Below are 16567 nucleotides of genomic sequence, written 5' to 3' on the forward strand. Positions count from 1 at the left end.
GACGCGGGCCCGGGTGGTCAGGCCGGTGCCGTGATCACGCCGGGTCGACGCGGGAAACCGTACCCCCGATGGCGAGGACGTACAGCTCGCCGTCGCCGTCCTGGGCGAAGGACACGACCTCTCCGCCGTTCACCCCGAGGTCGTGCTCGGCGGTCACCTCGCCGTTGTCGATCTCCAGGGAGCGCAGGGTGCCGTCGCAGTAGTCGCTGTAGACGTACTGGCCCGTGAGGTCCGCGATCGCCTCGCCGCGGTACACGTATCCGCCGGTGACCGAGCAGCCGAGGCCGGTGCGGTCGTACTCGTGGATCGGCGGAACGTGGTTCGCGGGTTCGGTGCCGCCGCGGAAGGGGTGGGTGCCCTCCATCTGCGACCAGCCGTAGTTCTCGCCGCCCGCGCTGCTCGCGGGCGCCCGGTCGATCTCCTCCCAGTCGCTCTGGCCGACGTCGCCGATGAACAGGTCGCCCGTTGCCGAGTCGAAGGAGAACCGCCACGGGTTGCGCAGGCCGTAGGCCCAGATCTCGCCCCTGGCGTTCGGGGCGCCGACGAAGGGGTTGTCCTCCGGGATCGCGTACGGGTCGCCGCCCTGGGGGTCGATCCGCAGCAGCTTGCCGAGCAGGGTGTCGAGCTTCTGGCCGTTGCCCTCGGGGTCGCCGCCGCCCCCTCCGTCGCCGAACGCGATGTAGAGGTGGCCGTCGGGGCCGAACCTGATGTCGCCGCCGTTGTGGTTGGACTCGGGCTGCTCCTGGGTGAGGACGGTACGGCGGGTGTCCTCCCGGACGGTGCCGTCCTGGACGGCGAACTCGTCGATGGTGCTGGTGCCCTGGAGGTCGGTGTAGGAGAGGTAGAGGTGTGCGAAGTCCTGGTCGAACGCCAGGCCGAGCAGGCCGCGTTCGCCGTCGGTGGTGGTCTCGTCGGAGATGTCGAGCACGGGTGCGCCGAGTCCGTCGCCGTCGAGGACCCGGACGGTGCCCGCGCGTTCGGCGATCCACACCGTGTCCTTCGGTCCCGCGGTTCCGGCCGTCGGGTTCTGGGCCCGGGCCACCTCGGTGAGCGCGACCTGCGCCGCGTCGCCCGGGGCTGGGGGCTCGTCGGCGGATGCCGTGGCCAGGGTCAGGGACCCGACGAGTCCCAGCGTGCCGATGATCGCCGATATACGGGTGCGAACGTTCACCATGGCCTCCCGGAGGCGGTGAGTGGGGGGAGTTCCGTCGCCGGCCACCACCGACAATACGGGGCCGCGGCATGCTGGCCCAGACCAACGCGGGCTTCTTCCGGCCGAGTTGGGCCGTCTAGGACTCGCCTCGGTCGCCGGCCGAGGGCGGTCCGTCCACGATCGTGGGAACGTACTCCAGCAACTGGAGCCGGCCGTCGAAGGTGCGGCTCTCGACGAGGTCGAGGGTGACGTCCGGGTACGCGTCGAAGATCCGCTCCTTGCCGGTCGCGCCGGTGATGACCGGGAAGACGACCACGCGGAAGCGGTCGACCAGACCGGCTTCGAGCAGCGACCGGCTCAGGCTGAGACTGCCGAGGGTGCGCAGGGGCCGCGTCCCGTCCCGTTTCATGTCCCGCACGGCCGGGACGGCGTCACCCTGGACCAGTTCCGTGTTGGCCCAGGACAACGGGGGCCGGAGGGTCGAGGAGAACACCACCTTGGGCATCTCGGTCAGCCAGGCGAACCCGGGGTCGTCGGGCATCTCGCGGGCGAATCCGGACATCAGCCGGTACGTCGTGGCCCCCATGAGGCTGGTGTGCTGCTTCTCGGCGTCCCCGTCGAGCCAGGCGAGGTACTCGGGGCCCTCCATGCCCCAGAAGCCGGGCCAGCCCTCCGCGGAGGCGTAGCCGTCGAGCGAGATGATGAAGTCGACCATGAGGCTTGATGACATCGGTCTGTCCCTCCTGTGGCAGGTGTGCCGGGTGCTGGGTGTGCCTACCGGATACGACCGTCGCCGGGCCCGAAAGTCATCGAAAAGGATTGGACGGGGTGACGCCCGCCCCGGTAGCTTGCGCTGGACCGTGACACCGCCCGAGGAGGTGAGACCCATGAACGCTGTATCGACGTGGGTGCTCCCCCTTCCCGTCATGGCCGGCGACTGACGCAGGTGTCGCCGGGAGCGCCTCGACCCCAAGGCACTCCCGAAAGGCCACACCCATGGACTCTGGGCAGTTCACCGCCGAGCCGTCGTCGGACGACACGGCCGGGCACGACTTCGACGTGATCATCGCCGGCTGCGGGCCGACCGGCGCGATGCTGGCCGCCGAACTGCGGCTGCACGAGGTGCGGGTACTCGTCCTGGAGAAGGACACCGAACCCGCGTCGTTCGTCCGCATCGTCGCTCTGCACATGCGCAGCATCGAGCTGATGGCCATGCGCGGACTGCTGGACCGCCTCCTCCGGCACGGCAGACGACGTCCGGCCGGCGGGCTCTTCGCCGCCATCCCCGCGCCCGCACCCACGGGCCTGGACTCCTCGTACGCCTATCTGCTGGGCCTCCCGCAGCCGGTCCTCGTCCGGCTCCTCGAAGAACACGCGGTCGCCCTGGGCGCGCGGGTCCGGCGCGGGGGCGCGGTCGCCGCTTTCGAGCAGGACGACGAGGGTGTCACTGTGGAGCTGGCCGACGGTGAACGGCTGCGTGCGCGCTGTCTCGTCGGCTGTGACGGCGGGCGCAGTACGGTGCGCAAACTGCTGGGCGTCGGCTTCCCGGGCGAGCCCTCGCGCAACGAGACGCTGATGGGCGAGATGGAAGTGGGTGTGCCCCAGGAGGAGATCGCCGCCGGGGTGGCCCGGGTCCGCGCGACGCAGCAGCGGTTCTGGCTGCGGCCCTTCGGCGCGGGGGTCTACAGCGTCGTGGTCCCCGCCGCGGGGGTCGGCGACCGCGCGGAGCCACCCACCCTCGACGATTTCCGGCAGCAGTTGCACGCCGTCGCCGGTACCGATTTCGGCGTGCACTCCCCGCGCTGGCTGTCCCGCTTCGGCGACGCCACCCGGCTGGCCGAGCACTATCGGATCGGCCGGGTGCTGCTGGCCGGGGACGCGGCGCACATCCACCCGCCCACCGGCGGGCAGGGCCTCAACCTGGGCCTTCAGGACGCCTTCAACCTGGGCTGGAAACTGGCCGCGCGGATCCGCGGCCGGGCGCCGGAGGCCCTGCTGGACACCTACGAGGCCGAACGCCGTCCGGTCGCCGCGGACGTGCTGGACAACACCCGGGCGCAGATGGAACTGCACTCCGCCGAACCGGGCCCGCGGGCCGTGCGCAGGCTGCTCACCGAGCTGATGGACATCGACGAGGTGAACCGCCGCCTCACCGAGAAGATCACCGCGACCGGCATCCGTTACGACCTCGGCGAGGGCCCCGACCTGCTCGGCCGCCGCCTGCCGGACATCGAGACGGCGCAGGGTCACCTCTACGGTCTGCTGCACCGCGGTCGCGGCCTGCTCCTGGACCGCACCGGACGCCTGACCGCCGGCGCCTGGTCGGACCGGGTCGATCACCTCGCGGACCCCACCGCGGCGCTGGACGTCCCGTGCGTGCTGCTGCGCCCGGACGGCCACGTCGCCTGGATCGGTGACGACCGGCGGGACCTGGAGCGGCACCTCTCCCGGTGGTTCGGCGGGCCCACCGGCTGACGCGAGAGCGGCGGCCGAAGCGGCCGCCGCTCAACGGGACGGCTGGACCCGGTCGAAGACGGCGAGGGCCGCGGCGGGGTCCGGGCCGACGAGGCGTTCCAGTCCGGCCGCCGTGATCCTCGCCCACCGTTCGGCCCGTGCCCACATCCGTTCCTCGAAGGCGCGGACGGCCCCGTCCGGGTCCGCGGGGCCGGCGGCGAGGGACTCGGCGAGTTCGGCGCCCTCCAGCAGGGCGAGGTTCGCGCCCGCCCCCAGGGGAGGCATCAGATGGGCGGCGTCGCCCAGGAGCGTCACCCCGGGGACATGGGTCCAGGTGTGGGCCACGGGCAGGACGTGCAGGGGGCGGTGGACGAAGGCGGTGCCGTGGCGCAGGAGGCCGAGGACGGGCGCGCTCCAGCCGTCGAACCGGGTCAGCAGGTCCGCCCGCACGGCTTCGGCGTCGGTCAGGTCCAGGTGGGCGTGCCAGTCCAGCGGCGCGCGGAACTGGGCGTACGCCTTGACGTGGCCGCCGCTGCCGCGCTGGGCGACGATCGCCCGGTGCACGCCGTACACGGCCAGGGAACCGTCGCCGACCAGCCGGGCGAGGTCGGGGTGGCGGGTGTCGACGTCGTCCAGGGAGGTCTCGATCGCGGTGACACCGGTGTAGTGCGGCGTCACCGGCGAGACCGCCGGGCGGGTGCGGGACCAGGCGCCGTCCGCGCCGACCACGAGGTCGTACGTCTCCTGCCGCCCGTCCTCGAAGTGGACCCGTACGCCGTCCCGGGCCCCCGGCACCACCTTCGCGACGCCCCGCCCCCATCGGACGTCGAGGGGGCCGAGCAGCAGGTCGCGGAGTTGCCCGCGGTCGATCTCCGGGTTGGCCCGGTCGTCCGGACCCGGTCGCCAGTCGCGCAGCACGGTCCCGTCCGGGTCCAGGATGCGCATGGCCTGCCCCTCGGGGCGGGACAGCGCCTGGAACTCCGCGAGCAGCCCCGCCTTGTCCATGGCCAGCTGGCCCAGCCCTTGGTGCAGGTCGAGCGTGCCGCCCGGGGGGCGGGCGTCGGGGGCCCGATCGCGTTCGAGGACGGTGACGGGGTGGCCGTGGCGGTGCAGCACGCGGGCGAAGGCAAGTCCTGCGGGGCCGCCACCGACCACAGCGATACGTTGTCTCATGCCGATACACCGTATTGGTGTCCTACGCCGTATCGCAACAGTACGGTGGGGGCATGACTGTCTGGGACCGGCCGGAGCCGCCGAACCGCCCTGTGCCGCTCGACCGGGAGCGGATCGTCGCCGCCGCGGTCGCGCTCGCCGACGAGGGCGGGCTGGCGGCCGTGTCCGTGCGCAAGGTCGCCGCCCGGCTGGACGCCGGCCCGATGCGGCTGTACGGCTACATCTCCACCAAGGACGAGCTGTTCGACCTGATGGTGGATGCGGTGTACGCCGAGATCCTGCCCGAGGAGCGGCCCGGTGACTGGCGGGAGGCGCTGAGCGTCCTCGCCCACCGCACCCGGCAGGCCGCTCTGCGGCACCCCTGGCTGGCCGATCTGCTCGGCGGCCGGCCGGCCCTGGGCCCGAACGGCCTCGCCGTGACCGAGGCGACGCTGGCCGCCCTCGACGGCCTCGCCGACGTCGACACCGTCATGCGCGCCGTGGAGACGGTCAGCGCCTACTTCACCGGCGCGATCAGGCGCGAGATCGCGGACCTGCGGGCCGAGCGGACCACCGGCCTGTCCAAGTCCGAGTGGCAGCGCGCCCGGGGACCCCACGTGACGCGGATGCTGGCCACGGGCCGCTTCCCGGCGCTGGCCAAGGCCGTGCACGACGGCACGCACGTGGACGCCGAGGAGTCCTTCGCGGCCGGTCTCGACTGGGTGCTCGACGCCGTGGCCGCCAGGCTCACCTGAGCGCCGTCGCCTCCCGGGCGTGCTCGCCCTCACCGAAGCCGGGCGGAACCGGCGGGGACGGGCAGCAGCCGGTAGGCGTCCTCGTGGGTGACGACGCGCCCGGCGGTGGGCGGCGCGAAGTGGGTGCCCAGGACGAGGGTGCCCGTGTCGGCGAGCGAGCCGAGCAGCTCGCGGCGGGACGCCTCGGACCGTTCGGGGTCGATGTCGACGCAGGCTCCGACGGCGGGGTGGGCGAGCTGAACGGGGTGGTGGATGCAGTCGCCGGTGATCAGGGCCGTCCGGCCGCGGCTGGTCAGCTCCAGGGCGAGGTGGCCGGGCGTGTGCCCGGGGGTGGGGATCAGGCGCAGGCCCGGGACGACCTCCAGGCCGTCGGCGGGGATGTCGACGAGGTCGAGCAGGCCCGCCTCCTCCACCGGGAACACGGAGTCGCGGAACATCTGCCTGCGCGCCTCCTCCATGGCGTACCCGGCCCAGAACTCCCGCTCGGTCCGGGAGGTCAGATAGCGGGCGTTCGGGAAGGTGGGAACCCACTTCCCGTTCTCCTGCCGCGTGTTCCAGCCGACGTGGTCGGCGTGCAGGTGGGTGAGGATCACCAGGTCGACGGAGTCCGGGGGGAATCCGGCGGCGGTGAGGCGCTGGAGGAAGTCGGTGCGCAGGTCGTGCCAGGCGGGGTTGGCCCGCTCCTTGCCGTTGCCGATGCCGGTGTCCACCAGGACGCGCGAGCCGCCGACGGTGAACGCGAAGCTGTGGCTGTCGATGCGCAGGGTGCCCTCGTCGTCGGCGAAGTGGGGACGCAGCCAAGGCTGCCCGGCCACGAGGTCCGGGGTGGCGTCGGGCAGCAGCCAGGGTCCGGTGGCGGCCGGCAGGGCCACCTCGTCGATGCGGTGCACGAGGACGTCCCCCACCGTCCAGTACGGGGTGGCGGTCTGATGGGCGGACGGAGCGGTGCTCATGATCGGTCGCTTCCTTCGGGGTGCGGTCGGTGGGCGCGGGAAGCGCCCCCTCGGCGCTAAAGGCAATGTGTTTGCGTTTAGCCACAGTAGGACCTACAGTCCACCTAACGCAAACATTTAGCTTTTGAGTGCCGAGTTCCGGCCCACTCCCCCTCCCCGAGGAGAGAACACCCGTGCCCTCTGCCGAACCCACCCCGCCGGAGGCGGCCCGCTGGGCCGCCCGCGCCGGGCTCCCGCTGCCCGCGGACCGCCATGCCGCGGTCGCGGCCACCGCCCATCACATCCACTCCGTCGTCGCCCTCCTGCGGGAGCTGGACTTCGCCGACACCCCGCCCGCCCCCGCCTACCGCGCGGAAGAGGAGACGCACGATGCAGCCGTATGAACTGACCCTCGCCGCGGCCGCCGACGCCGTCCGGACCCGGCACCTGTCCCCCGTCGAGCTGGCGGACTCCGTCCTGGACCGCGTCGCGCGGACGGAGCCGCACCTCCAGGCCTACGTCACCGTCACCGCGGAGCACACCCGCCGGGCCGCGCGCGCGGCCGAGAAGGACATCGCGGCCGGCCGCCACCGCGGCCCGCTGCACGGCGTCCCGATGGGCCTGAAGGACCTCATCGATGTCGCCGGCATCGCGACCTCGGCCAGTTCGCGGGTCCGCGCCGGCCACCGCGCGGAGGCGAACAGCACCGTCGCCGCCCGGCTGGAGGCGGCCGGCGCGGTCCTGGTCGGCAAGACCCACACCCACGAGTTCGCCTACGGGCTGACCACCCCGCAGACCAGCAACGCGTGGGACACCGGCCGGGTGGCCGGCGGGTCCAGCGGCGGGTCCGCCGTCGCCGTGGCCGCGGGTGCCGCCACCTTCGCCCTGGGCACCGACACCGGTGGGTCGATCCGGGTGCCCGCCGCGCTGAACGGGGTCGTCGGCCTCAAGCCGACGTACGGGCTCGTCCCCCGGCACGGCGTCACGTCCCTGTCCTGGTCACTGGACCACGTCGGCCCCATCACCCGCACCGTCGAGGACGCCGCCCTGGTGCTGGGCACCCTGACCGGGCACGACCCCCGTGACCCCGCCTCCCTCACCGCACCCGCCGCGCGGTACCGGCCGGACGCGGGCACCGACCTCACGGGGCTGCGCGTCGGCGTGCCGCGGACCTACTACTTCGACCACGTCGACCCGGAGGTGGAGGCCGCCGTCCGGGACGCGATCGACCGGCTCGAAGAACTCGGGGCACGCCTCGTGGAGGTCGAGATCCCGATGACCCGCTACATCCAGGCCACCCAGTGGGGCCTGATGGTGCCCGAGGCCACCGCCTACCACGAGCGCACGCTGCGCACCGTCCCCGAGCTGTACCAGGCCGACGTCCGCGTCCTGCTCGAGGCCGGTGAACTGATGCCCGCCGGGGACTACCTGCGCGCCCAGCGCGCCCGCACCCTCATGCGGCGGGAATGGGCGGCCATGTTCCAGGAGGTCGACCTGATCGCCGCCCCCAGCGTCCCGACGACCGCCGTCCGGGCCGGTCAGGAGACGATCACCTGGGCCGACGGCACGGCCGAGGCCGTGTCGGACGCCTACGTACGCCTGTCGTCCCCCGCCAACATCACCGGCGTGCCGTCCCTGTCCCTGCCGGTCGGCCACGACACGACGGGACTGCCCATCGGCATGCAGCTGCTAGGACGACCGCTCGGCGAGCGGGTCCTCCTGCGGGCCGGGCACGCCTACGAACAGACCCGGCCCGCCCGCGGGCTCGCACCCGCCGCGTGAACGAGCACCGACCCCCTAGACGCAATGACTTTGCTTTAGGGTGGCTGCCATGAGCAGGCAGATGGCGCGCCCGGGCGGGCGCAGCGCCCGGGTCCAGGCAGCGGTGCACGCCGCCGTGCGCGAGCTGGCGTCGGAGGTGGGGCGGGACGCCCTGACCGTACCGCTGGTCGCCCGGCGTGCGGGCGTGACGCCGTCGACGATCTACCGGCGCTGGGGGGACCTGCAAGAACTGCTGTCGGACGTCGCGGTCGAACGCCTCCGCCCCGACACCGCCCCCCAGGACCACGGCGCCCTGCACGCCGACCTGACGGCGTGGGCCGAGCAGTTCCTCGACGAGATGGCCTCCCCCACCGGCCGCGCCTACATCCGCGACGCCCTGCTCGGCGACCCGGACGGCGGCAACGCCGGCCAGTGCTCCGCCTACGCCGCCGAGCAGCTCGGGACCGTTCTCGCCCGCGCGGCCGGACGCGGGGACGACACGCCGGATGTCGAGACCGTCATGGACCGCGTCGTCGCCCCCTTGATGTACCGCATCCTCTTCCGCCCGGACGGGCTCGACGCCGCGTACACGCGGCGGCTCGTCGCGGAGGTGCTGGGGCGGACCGGCCCCTGACCAGCGGCGCCCGCGCGACGTCGGCCCTCTCTCTCGCACGCACGCCTCCGGCCCTCCTCCGGGATGCGGCCGCAGGCGGTCCGGAATCCGTGTTCCCGGTGCCTCGCCCTCCTCCTCTGGGTACGGAACCCGGCAACAACGCCTCGACGAGAGAGTGGCCATGACTGGACAGCAACCCGCTCACCACCCACCTCAACGCGTCGGCGTCGTCGCCGAGTCCTCGCCCGGGGAGACGCGCGTCGCCGCGACGCCCTCGACGGTCCGCCTGCTGCTCGGCCTCGGGTACGAGGTCGTCGTCGAGCCGGGAGCCGGCGCGGCCTCCGGGTTCGGTGACGAGGCGTACGCCGAGGCGGGGGCGAGTCCCGGGGATGCCTGGGCCGCGGACGTCGTACTCAAGGTCGACGCGCCGACCGACGAGGAGATCGCGCGGCTGCGCGCCGGAACGACGCTGGTGGCGCTCGTCGCGCCGGCGCAGCGGCCGGAGCTGCTGGCGGCGCTCGCCGCGCGTGACGTCACGGTGCTCGCCCTGGACGCGGTGCCGCGGATCTCGCGGGCGCAGTCGATGGACGTGCTCAGCTCCATGGCGAACATCGCCGGGTACCGGGCGGTGATCGAGGCGGCCCATGCCTTCGGGCGGTTCTTCACCGGGCAGGTCACCGCGGCCGGCAAGGTACCGCCGGCGAAGGTCCTGGTCGCCGGGGCCGGGGTCGCGGGACTCGCCGCCATCGGGGCCGCCTCCAGTCTGGGCGCGATCGTGCGCGCCACCGACCCCCGTCCCGAAGTCGCCGACCAGGTACGGTCGTTGGGCGGTGAGTACCTCGCGGTGGACGTCGCGCAGGAGGAGAGCACCGACGGCTACGCCAGGGCGACGTCGGCCGACTACGACCGTGCCGCGGCCCGGCTCTACCACGAGCAGGCCCGCGAGGTGGACGTCGTCATCACCACCGCGCTGATCCCCGGGCGGCCCGCCCCGCGCCTGCTGACCGCCGACGACGTGGCGGCGATGAGACCGGGCAGCGTCATCGTCGACATGGCCGCCGCACAGGGCGGCAACGTGGAGGGGACCGTCCCGGGCCGGAGCGTGGTGACCGGCAACGGCGTGACCGTCATCGGCTACACGGACCTGGCGTCCCGGCTGCCCGCGCAGGCGTCACAGCTGTTCGGCACCAACCTGGCCAACCTGTTGCGGCTGCTCACCCCCGGCAAGGACGGCCGGCTCGTCATCGACTTCGACGACGTGGTGCAGCGGACCGTGACCGTGGTCCGCGCGGGCACCGTCACCTGGCCTCCCCCTCCGGTCCCCGTGTCGGCCGCCCCGCCCTCCACCGCGCCGCAGGCCACGTCCACCGCCGCACCGGCGGGCGCGAAGCCGTCCGGGATCAGCCCGGCGGGGCGCTTCGCCCTGATCGGCCTCGGCATGCTGGCGACCTTCCTGCTGGTCGCCTTCGCTCCGGCCCAACTGGCGGAGAACTTCACGGTGTTCGCGCTGGCGGTGGTCATCGGCTACTACGTGATCGGCAAGGTCCACCACTCCCTGCACACCCCGCTGATGTCGGTGACCAATGCCATCTCGGGGATCGTGGTGATCGGTGCCCTCGTGCAGATCGGGCACGAGAGCACGCTCGTCACCGTGCTGTCCTTCGTGGCGATCCTGCTGACGAGCGTGAACATCTTCGGCGGTTTCGCCGTCACCCGCCGCATGCTGTCCATGTTCTCGAGAGGCGAGTCCCGATGACGTCCATGACCGCCTCCCGCGCCGCCGACCTGGTGGCGGCCCTGCTGTTCGTCCTCAGCCTCGCCGGTCTGTCCCAGCACCGGACGTCACGCGCCGGCGTCGTCTACGGCATCGTGGGGATGGCCCTCGCCCTGGTCGCCACCGTCGTGGCGTCGGCGCGGAGCGTCTCCGCCGGGCCGGTCGCGCTGATCCTGCTCGCCACGGTGATCGGTGCCGCGCTGGGCCTGTGGCGGGCGCGGCGCGTGGAGATGACGCAGATGCCCGAACTGATCGCGGTGCTGCACAGCTTCGTCGGCCTCGCGGCCGTGCTGGTCGGCTGGAACAGCTACCTGGAGGTCGAGGCCCACGGCTCGCGGGGCCGGATCGCCGCCGATCTCGTCGGCATCCACCACGCCGAGGTGTTCATCGGCGTCTTCATCGGCGCGGTCACCTTCACCGGCTCCGTGGTCGCGTACCTGAAGCTGTCCGCGCGGATCAAGTCCCGGCCGCTGACCCTGCCCGGCAAGAACGCCCTCAACCTGGGCGCGCTGGCCGTGTTCGCGGTGCTGACGGTCTGGTTCACGGTCAGTCCGGGGCTTCCGCTGATGGTGGCGGTCACGGTGCTGGCGCTCGCCCTGGGCTGGCACCTGGTGGCCTCCATCGGCGGGGGTGACATGCCCGTGGTCGTCTCGATGCTCAACAGCTACTCCGGCTGGGCCGCGGCGGCGGCCGGCTTCCTTCTCGACAACAACCTGCTCATCGTCACCGGGGCGCTGGTCGGTTCCTCCGGCGCGTATCTGAGCTACATCATGTGCCAGGCGATGAACCGTTCCTTCCTCTCCGTCATCGCGGGCGGCTTCGGCATCGAGGCCCCGCCCGGCGGCGCGGACGAGCAGGGCGAGCACCGCGAGATCCGGGCGCACGAGGCGGCCGAACTGCTCGCGCGGGCGCGGTCCGTGGTGATCACCCCCGGTTACGGCATGGCCGTGGCGCAGGCCCAGCACCCGGTCGCGGAGCTGACCCGGCGGCTGCGCGAGCGCGGGGTCGAGGTGCGCTTCGGCGTCCACCCCGTCGCCGGACGACTGCCCGGGCACATGAACGTGCTGCTGGCCGAGGCGAAGGTGCCGTACGACATCGTCCTGGAGATGGACGAGATCAACGACGACTTCGCGGACACCTCGGTCGTGCTGGTCATCGGCGCGAACGACACGGTCAACCCCTCGGCGACCGAGGACCCCGCCAGCCCGATCGCGGGCATGCCCGTGCTGCGGGTCTGGGAGGCGGAGCAGGTCGTCGTCTTCAAGCGCTCGATGGCCTCCGGCTACGCGGGCGTGCAGAACCCGCTGTTCTTCCGGGAGAACAGCGGCATGCTCTTCGGCGACGCCAAGCAGAGTGTCGAGGCGATCCTGGAGGCCCTCGGCCCCGGGACCGGCCGCGGGCCCGCGGCCCCCGCTCAGGGGGTGACGGCGGCGCGGTGACCCGGGCGGTCAGAGTGTGCCTCGGCGGTGCGGTCCGCCCGTGAGCCCTCACGCCCGGGCCGGCTCGAAGGCCCGGGCGACGGCGAGGCTGTCCTCGTAGACGTGGTGCCGGGTGACGAGGCCGTCCTCGACGGTGAGGTGGAGGGCGAAGCGGGCGCGGTACGCGCGTCGGGTGGGGCGGGCGGTCTGGCGGATCTCGCCGAGTACGACCGCGTCGTTTCCGTCGACGAGGATGCGCTCCACCTCGGTGGCGGCCTGCTCGGGCACGTGGTGCTCGGCGAGCTCGCGGTAGTGGGCCGCCGCGTCCGCCCGGGTGGACCGGTGACGGATCCACGGCGTGGCGGGGCGGCCGTGCTCGGCCTCGGGCCAGTCGAGCCTCCAGTCGCCCTGTTCGGCGTACAGCTCGGCGATGTGCGCGGGGTCGCCCGCGCCGATCCTGCGCAGCAGTTCCTCCACCACGGCACGGGTGTGCGTCGATGTGGGCGTGGGCATGGCCGACCTCCTCCGGGGCCGCATCCCGGCGATGCGGCCAGGTCGCCCATCCTGTCGAGGCGCGCCGGGCGAGGCGATTACTTCCGGGGTAGGGCCGGGCGCGAGACGGCGGCCCGGTCGTCAGGCTCGTACGTGCGGCCAGCCGGCCAGTCCCTCCGTGCCGGGAGGCTGCGCGACGGCCTGCGCCACGGAGTCGTGGAAGGAGTAGACCCTCCCCAGGCCGCCGAGGGCGAAGACGTGCAGGAGCCGCTGGTCGGAGCAGGCGATCCGCAGCGATCCGTCATGGCTGCGGATGCTCTTGGTCACGGCCACGATCATGCCGAGTCCCATGGAGTCGAGGAACGGGGTGTCGCACAGGTCGAGCACGAAGTGCCGGTGGCCGTCGGCGAGGCGTCGTGTCACCTCGGCCCGGACGAGCGGCGCGAAGGCGATGTCGATCTCGTCGTCGGCCCGGACGACCGTCCAGCCGTTCGCCACGTGGCTGCCGACCTGTACGTGTGGCCCTGCGACGCCCTGCTCACTCACGCTCTCGCTCCCTGCACATCTGTCCGGTTTGCCCGTCTCATCCAGGAAACGCGGTACGGCCGCGCCGACACAAGGGGCCGGATTTCAGATGGTGAGCGAGAGCCCCCGGGACACCCGCTCCGCGGTGGTGAGCAGCGTCGTGACGGCGTCGTCGAGGCAGGCCGTGCGGTTGACGTCCAGCGAGATGCCGAGCGAGCCGATGGTGTCGCCCCGGCGGACGGGGACCGCCACGCACGCGGTGCCCAGCCGGTACTCCTCGATGTCGGTGACGGCCGGGCGGTGCGGGGTGGCGTCGAGGCGCCGCAGCAGCTCGGCACGGTAGGTGACGGTACGCGGGGTGAGATCGTTCAGCGCGTGGCGGGACAGGTACTCGGCGCGGGCCTCGGCGTCCAGCTCGCGCAGCACGCTCTTGCCCAGCGCCGTCGCGTGTCCCGCGTCCTCGAAGCCGACCCAGAGATCCACGCGGGGGGCCTTCGGCCCGTCCACGATCTCCGCGACCCGGATCTCGCCCTCCTCGTAGAGGGTGAGATAGGCCGCGGCCGACAGGTCGTCCCGCAGCTCGGTGAGGGTGGGACGGACCCTGCTGAGCGCCGTCTGGTCGCGGCTGCCCGCGTGCAGCGCGCCCAGCCTCTCGCCCAGGACGAACGTGCCGTCCTCGAGTTTGCGCACATAGCCGTCGTGGACCATGGTGCGCAGCAGGTGGTACGTGGTGCCCAGGGCCAGCCCCGTCTCGCGTGCCAGCTGCTTGGCCGGTACGCCGCTCTCGTGGGCGCCCACGGCTTCCATCAGCCGGAACGCTCGCTGCACCGAGGAGATGAGCGTGGGGCCCTCCTGACCGCTCATCCCTCCACCCTGCGCCCCGCCGGAGGGGTCCGGCAAGTGCGCTACGGCTTGATGCCGACCCCGGCCCACAGACTGACCTGGGCGTCGGTGGGGGTGTCCGGCCCGGCGGGCTGCGACGGTCGCCAGCGGTGACCGACGGTGACGCCCGGTTCGAGCAGGTCGAGCCCGTCGAAGAAGCGGGTGACGTCCTGCTGCGAGCGGAACTGCACCGGCGTGCCCGCGCCGGTGTAGATGTCCGTGACCTTCTCCCACGTGGGCGGGTCGAAGTCGGGCGTGCAGTGGCTCAGCGCGAGGGCGCTGCCCGCCGGGAGGGCCGCCATCAGCCGGCCGACGATGCCGTACGGGTCGCGGGCGTCGGTGATGAAGTGCATCAGGGCGTTCAGCGACAGGGCGACCGGCTGGGACAGGTCGAGCACCTCGGCCAGCTCGGGCGCGGTCAGCAGCGAGTCGGGGTCGTTGACGTCGGCCTCGATGTAGGTGGTGCGGCCCTGCGGGGTGCTGCGCATGAGCCGCTCGGCGTACTTCAGGACGAGCGGGTCGTTGTCGGCGTAGACCACCCGGGCCTCGGGGACCACGGACTGCGCCACCTGGTGCACGTTCGGCTCGGTGGGGATGCCGGTGCCGATGTCCAGCCACTGCCGGATGCCGTGCTCCTGTGCCAGGACCCGGGTGGCGCGGTGCATGAAGGCGCGGTTCTCCCGGGCGCAGGTGAAGATGCCCGGGTAGGCCTCGGCGACCGCTTCGGCGGCCTGTTTGTCGACCGGGAAGTGGTCCTTGCCGCCGAGGTAGTAGTCGTACATGCGGGCCGAGTGCGGCCTGCTGGTGTCGAGGCCCCGCGCGGCGTGGGTGTTGCTCATCCTGTTCCCTTCAGCAGCCGGCCGTGAGGTGGTCCGCCATGCCCTGCTTGACTCCCCGGATGAACGCGCCGATCTCCTCGGGCGTGTAGATGAGCGCGGGGCCGGACGGGTCGGTGGACTGGCGCAACGCGACGCGTCCGTCGGCGAGTCGCTTGGTCTCCACGCACTGGCCGCCGTTGGGTCCGCTCCACGGGCGTTCCCAGCCGCTGTCACCGAGGTCGCAGGCGGGCATCCCGTTGTAGACCGGGTCGTCGGTGGTTCTCATGAGTACTCCTTGCGCATGCGGTTCAGGAGTGCCGTGCTGTCCCGTGTCGAGGTCAGCAGCGACATCCTGTTGTGCGCCTCCAGGTGGGCGACGACGTCGGCCCGTTCGTCCAGGTACATCGACGCGGAGAGGATCTCGCTGTAGACGACGTCGGGCAGCTCCGGCTCCTCGAACCGGAAGTAGGTGAAGGGGGCGCAGGCCCCGACGTGGGCGCCGACGGCGAAGGGCAGGATGTCGATGCTGACGTGCTCCAGCTCGGACACCTCCAGGAGCCGGTCGATCTGCTCGCGCATCACGTCCGGACCGCCCACGACCCGGTGCAGGACGGCTTCCTCCATGACCACCCAGAGGGTGGGCGCGTTCTCCCGCTCCAGCAGGCTCTGCCGGCGCAGCCGCAGCCCGACGCGGCGCTCCAACTCCTCCTCGGAGCCGTTCGGGAAGCCTCCGCCCAGCACGCCGCGGGCGTACGCGGGGGTCTGGAGCAGCCCCGTGACGTAGTGCGGTTCGTAGGTGCGCAGCGTGCTGGCGCCGGTCTCCAGACTGACGTACGCGGTGAACCAGTTGGGCAGCACGTCGCGGTAGGCGTGCCACCAGCCCGGTCGGTTGGCCTGCTCGGCGAGTGCGACGAACTCGTCCGTCTCCTGCTGTGCTCTTCCGTATGTCTGGAGGAGTTTCTCGACATACAGGGGTTTGAGGGCGACTTCGGCCTTCTCCAGCCGGCGGATCGTCAGGGGCGTGACCCGAAGCGCCTGGGCGGCGTCGGCCAGTGAGGCGCCCGCGTTGTGCCGCATCTCCTGGAGCCGGCGGCCCAGGATCATGCGCAGCACCGTCGGGGCGCTGGTGCCCGCGCCGGACCGAGCTTCACTCACGCCCCCACCTCCTGACGGGCCGTCACCGTCGCCATTGTGGCAGCGACTTGATGAGAGCACCAGACTGAAGCGGTCTTTCTGAAATTATCAGGGATTCGGTTGCAGCCTGAACGGAACGGCGAGCATAGTTGCGTCCGTGACCCCCCACACGAGCCCCTCGCCCGGACTGTTACCGCCGACGCGTCCGGACCGGGAGCACTGGTTCGACCTTCCCTCGCTGCGGATCAGCGTGCGGACGGCGCGCGACACGGTGCGCCGGCAGCTTCGCGCCTGGCGGCTTCCCGGGGACGTGTGCACCGACGCCGTACTGCTCGTGTCGGAACTGGCGACCAACGCGGTGATCCACTCGGGCAGCGACCGCATGCTGTGCGGCCTGTCGCTGACCTCGCGCGAACAGCTGCGCGTCGAGGTGCACGACGACGGACACACGTCGGCCCGGCCGGCCTGCTCCGGCTCCGGTTCCGGCTCGCGGGACGAGAGCGGCCGGGGGCTGCTGATCGTGCAGCAGCTCGCGGACTCCTGGGGAACCGCCCGGTCCGGGCGCACCGGGGGCAACATCGTCTGGGCCGTTCTCCGGCTCGGGGCCTGAGCCCACTGGGACGCGCCACCGGGGCCGCGGCGACGGGACCGCAGCGACGGACTGATGAGTACGAGCTGAGTATCAGCGCTCATGTCCCGGCACG

General features: G+C 72.5%; 18 protein-coding genes. 8 read left to right on the forward strand and 10 right to left on the reverse strand.

The window, feature by feature from the left end:
- Positions 1-34 precede the first annotated feature (34 nt).
- Both ACIRGB_RS10530 and ACIRGB_RS10535 read right to left on the reverse strand, forming a co-directional pair.
- Positions 35-1171 carry a PQQ-dependent sugar dehydrogenase gene (locus ACIRGB_RS10530; protein WP_403862110.1) on the reverse strand — a complete coding sequence of 379 codons (1137 nt, stop codon included), beginning with the start codon at positions 1169-1171 and terminating at the stop codon, positions 35-37.
- Positions 1172-1289: 118 nt separating this feature from the next.
- Positions 1290-1883 (reverse strand): dihydrofolate reductase family protein, encoded by a 594-nt coding sequence (locus ACIRGB_RS10535; RefSeq protein WP_403861335.1) that lies wholly within the window; start codon positions 1881-1883, stop codon positions 1290-1292.
- A gap of 266 nt (positions 1884-2149) precedes the next feature.
- On the opposite strand from ACIRGB_RS10535, the gene ACIRGB_RS10540 reads away from it, so the two are divergent.
- Positions 2150-3628 carry an FAD-dependent monooxygenase gene (locus tag ACIRGB_RS10540; protein ID WP_403861338.1) on the forward strand — a complete coding sequence of 493 codons (1479 nt, stop codon included), beginning with the start codon at positions 2150-2152 and terminating at the stop codon, positions 3626-3628.
- A 30-nt stretch (positions 3629-3658) separates the two neighbouring features.
- On the opposite strand, the gene ACIRGB_RS10545 is transcribed toward ACIRGB_RS10540, so the two are convergent.
- Positions 3659-4780 carry an FAD-dependent oxidoreductase gene (locus tag ACIRGB_RS10545; protein WP_403861341.1) on the reverse strand — a complete coding sequence of 374 codons (1122 nt, stop codon included), beginning with the start codon at positions 4778-4780 and terminating at the stop codon, positions 3659-3661.
- Positions 4781-4833: 53 nt separating this feature from the next.
- On the opposite strand from ACIRGB_RS10545, the gene ACIRGB_RS10550 reads away from it, so the two are divergent.
- Positions 4834-5514, forward strand: a complete 681-nt coding sequence (locus ACIRGB_RS10550; RefSeq protein ID WP_403861343.1) for a TetR/AcrR family transcriptional regulator — start codon at positions 4834-4836, stop codon at positions 5512-5514.
- A gap of 29 nt (positions 5515-5543) precedes the next feature.
- Here the strand turns inward: ACIRGB_RS10550 and ACIRGB_RS10555 are convergent, their stop codons facing one another.
- Positions 5544-6467, reverse strand: coding sequence for an MBL fold metallo-hydrolase (locus ACIRGB_RS10555; RefSeq protein ID WP_403861346.1), 924 nt, complete (start codon positions 6465-6467; stop codon positions 5544-5546).
- A gap of 173 nt (positions 6468-6640) precedes the next feature.
- Here ACIRGB_RS10555 and ACIRGB_RS10560 point away from each other — a divergent pair, with 173 nt between their 5' ends.
- From ACIRGB_RS10560 to pntB, 5 genes are all read left to right on the forward strand, one after another.
- Positions 6641-6850: a hypothetical protein gene (locus ACIRGB_RS10560; protein WP_403861349.1), complete on the forward strand. Its 210-nt coding sequence runs from the start codon at positions 6641-6643 to the stop codon at positions 6848-6850.
- Positions 6837-8228, forward strand: coding sequence for an amidase (locus tag ACIRGB_RS10565; RefSeq protein WP_403861351.1), 1392 nt, complete (start codon positions 6837-6839; stop codon positions 8226-8228). Before ACIRGB_RS10560 ends, ACIRGB_RS10565 begins: the two co-directional genes overlap by 14 nt.
- A gap of 49 nt (positions 8229-8277) precedes the next feature.
- Positions 8278-8841 carry a TetR/AcrR family transcriptional regulator gene (locus ACIRGB_RS10570; RefSeq protein WP_403861354.1) on the forward strand — a complete coding sequence of 188 codons (564 nt, stop codon included), beginning with the start codon at positions 8278-8280 and terminating at the stop codon, positions 8839-8841.
- A 160-nt stretch (positions 8842-9001) separates the two neighbouring features.
- Positions 9002-10576: a Re/Si-specific NAD(P)(+) transhydrogenase subunit alpha gene (locus tag ACIRGB_RS10575; RefSeq protein ID WP_403861357.1), complete on the forward strand. Its 1575-nt coding sequence runs from the start codon at positions 9002-9004 to the stop codon at positions 10574-10576.
- Positions 10573-12033: a Re/Si-specific NAD(P)(+) transhydrogenase subunit beta gene (gene pntB / locus ACIRGB_RS10580; protein ID WP_403861360.1), complete on the forward strand. Its 1461-nt coding sequence runs from the start codon at positions 10573-10575 to the stop codon at positions 12031-12033. Before ACIRGB_RS10575 ends, pntB begins: the two co-directional genes overlap by 4 nt.
- A 48-nt stretch (positions 12034-12081) precedes the next feature.
- Here pntB and ACIRGB_RS10585 read toward each other — a convergent pair whose 3' ends face one another.
- From ACIRGB_RS10585 to ACIRGB_RS10610, 6 genes are all read right to left on the reverse strand, one after another.
- Positions 12082-12525, reverse strand: a complete 444-nt coding sequence (locus tag ACIRGB_RS10585; protein WP_403861363.1) for a nuclear transport factor 2 family protein — start codon at positions 12523-12525, stop codon at positions 12082-12084.
- Positions 12526-12645: 120 nt separating this feature from the next.
- On the reverse strand, positions 12646-13050 hold the full coding sequence (locus ACIRGB_RS10590) for an STAS domain-containing protein (RefSeq protein ID WP_403861366.1): 405 nt from the start codon (positions 13048-13050) through the stop codon (positions 12646-12648).
- Positions 13051-13134: 84 nt separating this feature from the next.
- On the reverse strand, positions 13135-13893 hold the full coding sequence (locus ACIRGB_RS10595; RefSeq protein ID WP_403861369.1) for an IclR family transcriptional regulator: 759 nt from the start codon (positions 13891-13893) through the stop codon (positions 13135-13137).
- A 41-nt stretch (positions 13894-13934) separates the two neighbouring features.
- Positions 13935-14750 (reverse strand): SAM-dependent methyltransferase, encoded by an 816-nt coding sequence (locus ACIRGB_RS10600; RefSeq protein ID WP_403861372.1) that lies wholly within the window; start codon positions 14748-14750, stop codon positions 13935-13937.
- A gap of 10 nt (positions 14751-14760) precedes the next feature.
- Entirely contained in the window at positions 14761-15015 is a 255-nt protein-coding gene (locus tag ACIRGB_RS10605; protein ID WP_403861375.1) for a DUF397 domain-containing protein, read from the reverse strand.
- Positions 15012-15884 (reverse strand): helix-turn-helix domain-containing protein, encoded by an 873-nt coding sequence (locus ACIRGB_RS10610; protein ID WP_403861378.1) that lies wholly within the window; start codon positions 15882-15884, stop codon positions 15012-15014. The genes ACIRGB_RS10605 and ACIRGB_RS10610 overlap by 4 nt, the downstream gene beginning before the upstream one ends.
- A gap of 136 nt (positions 15885-16020) precedes the next feature.
- Here ACIRGB_RS10610 and ACIRGB_RS10615 point away from each other — a divergent pair, with 136 nt between their 5' ends.
- Positions 16021-16473, forward strand: a complete 453-nt coding sequence (locus ACIRGB_RS10615) for an ATP-binding protein (protein ID WP_403861381.1) — start codon at positions 16021-16023, stop codon at positions 16471-16473.
- The last annotated feature ends 94 nt before the right edge of the window (positions 16474-16567 follow it).

This window comes from Streptomyces sp. NPDC102490, assembly GCF_044765285.1.
Lineage (GTDB): Bacteria > Actinomycetota > Actinomycetes > Streptomycetales > Streptomycetaceae > Streptomyces.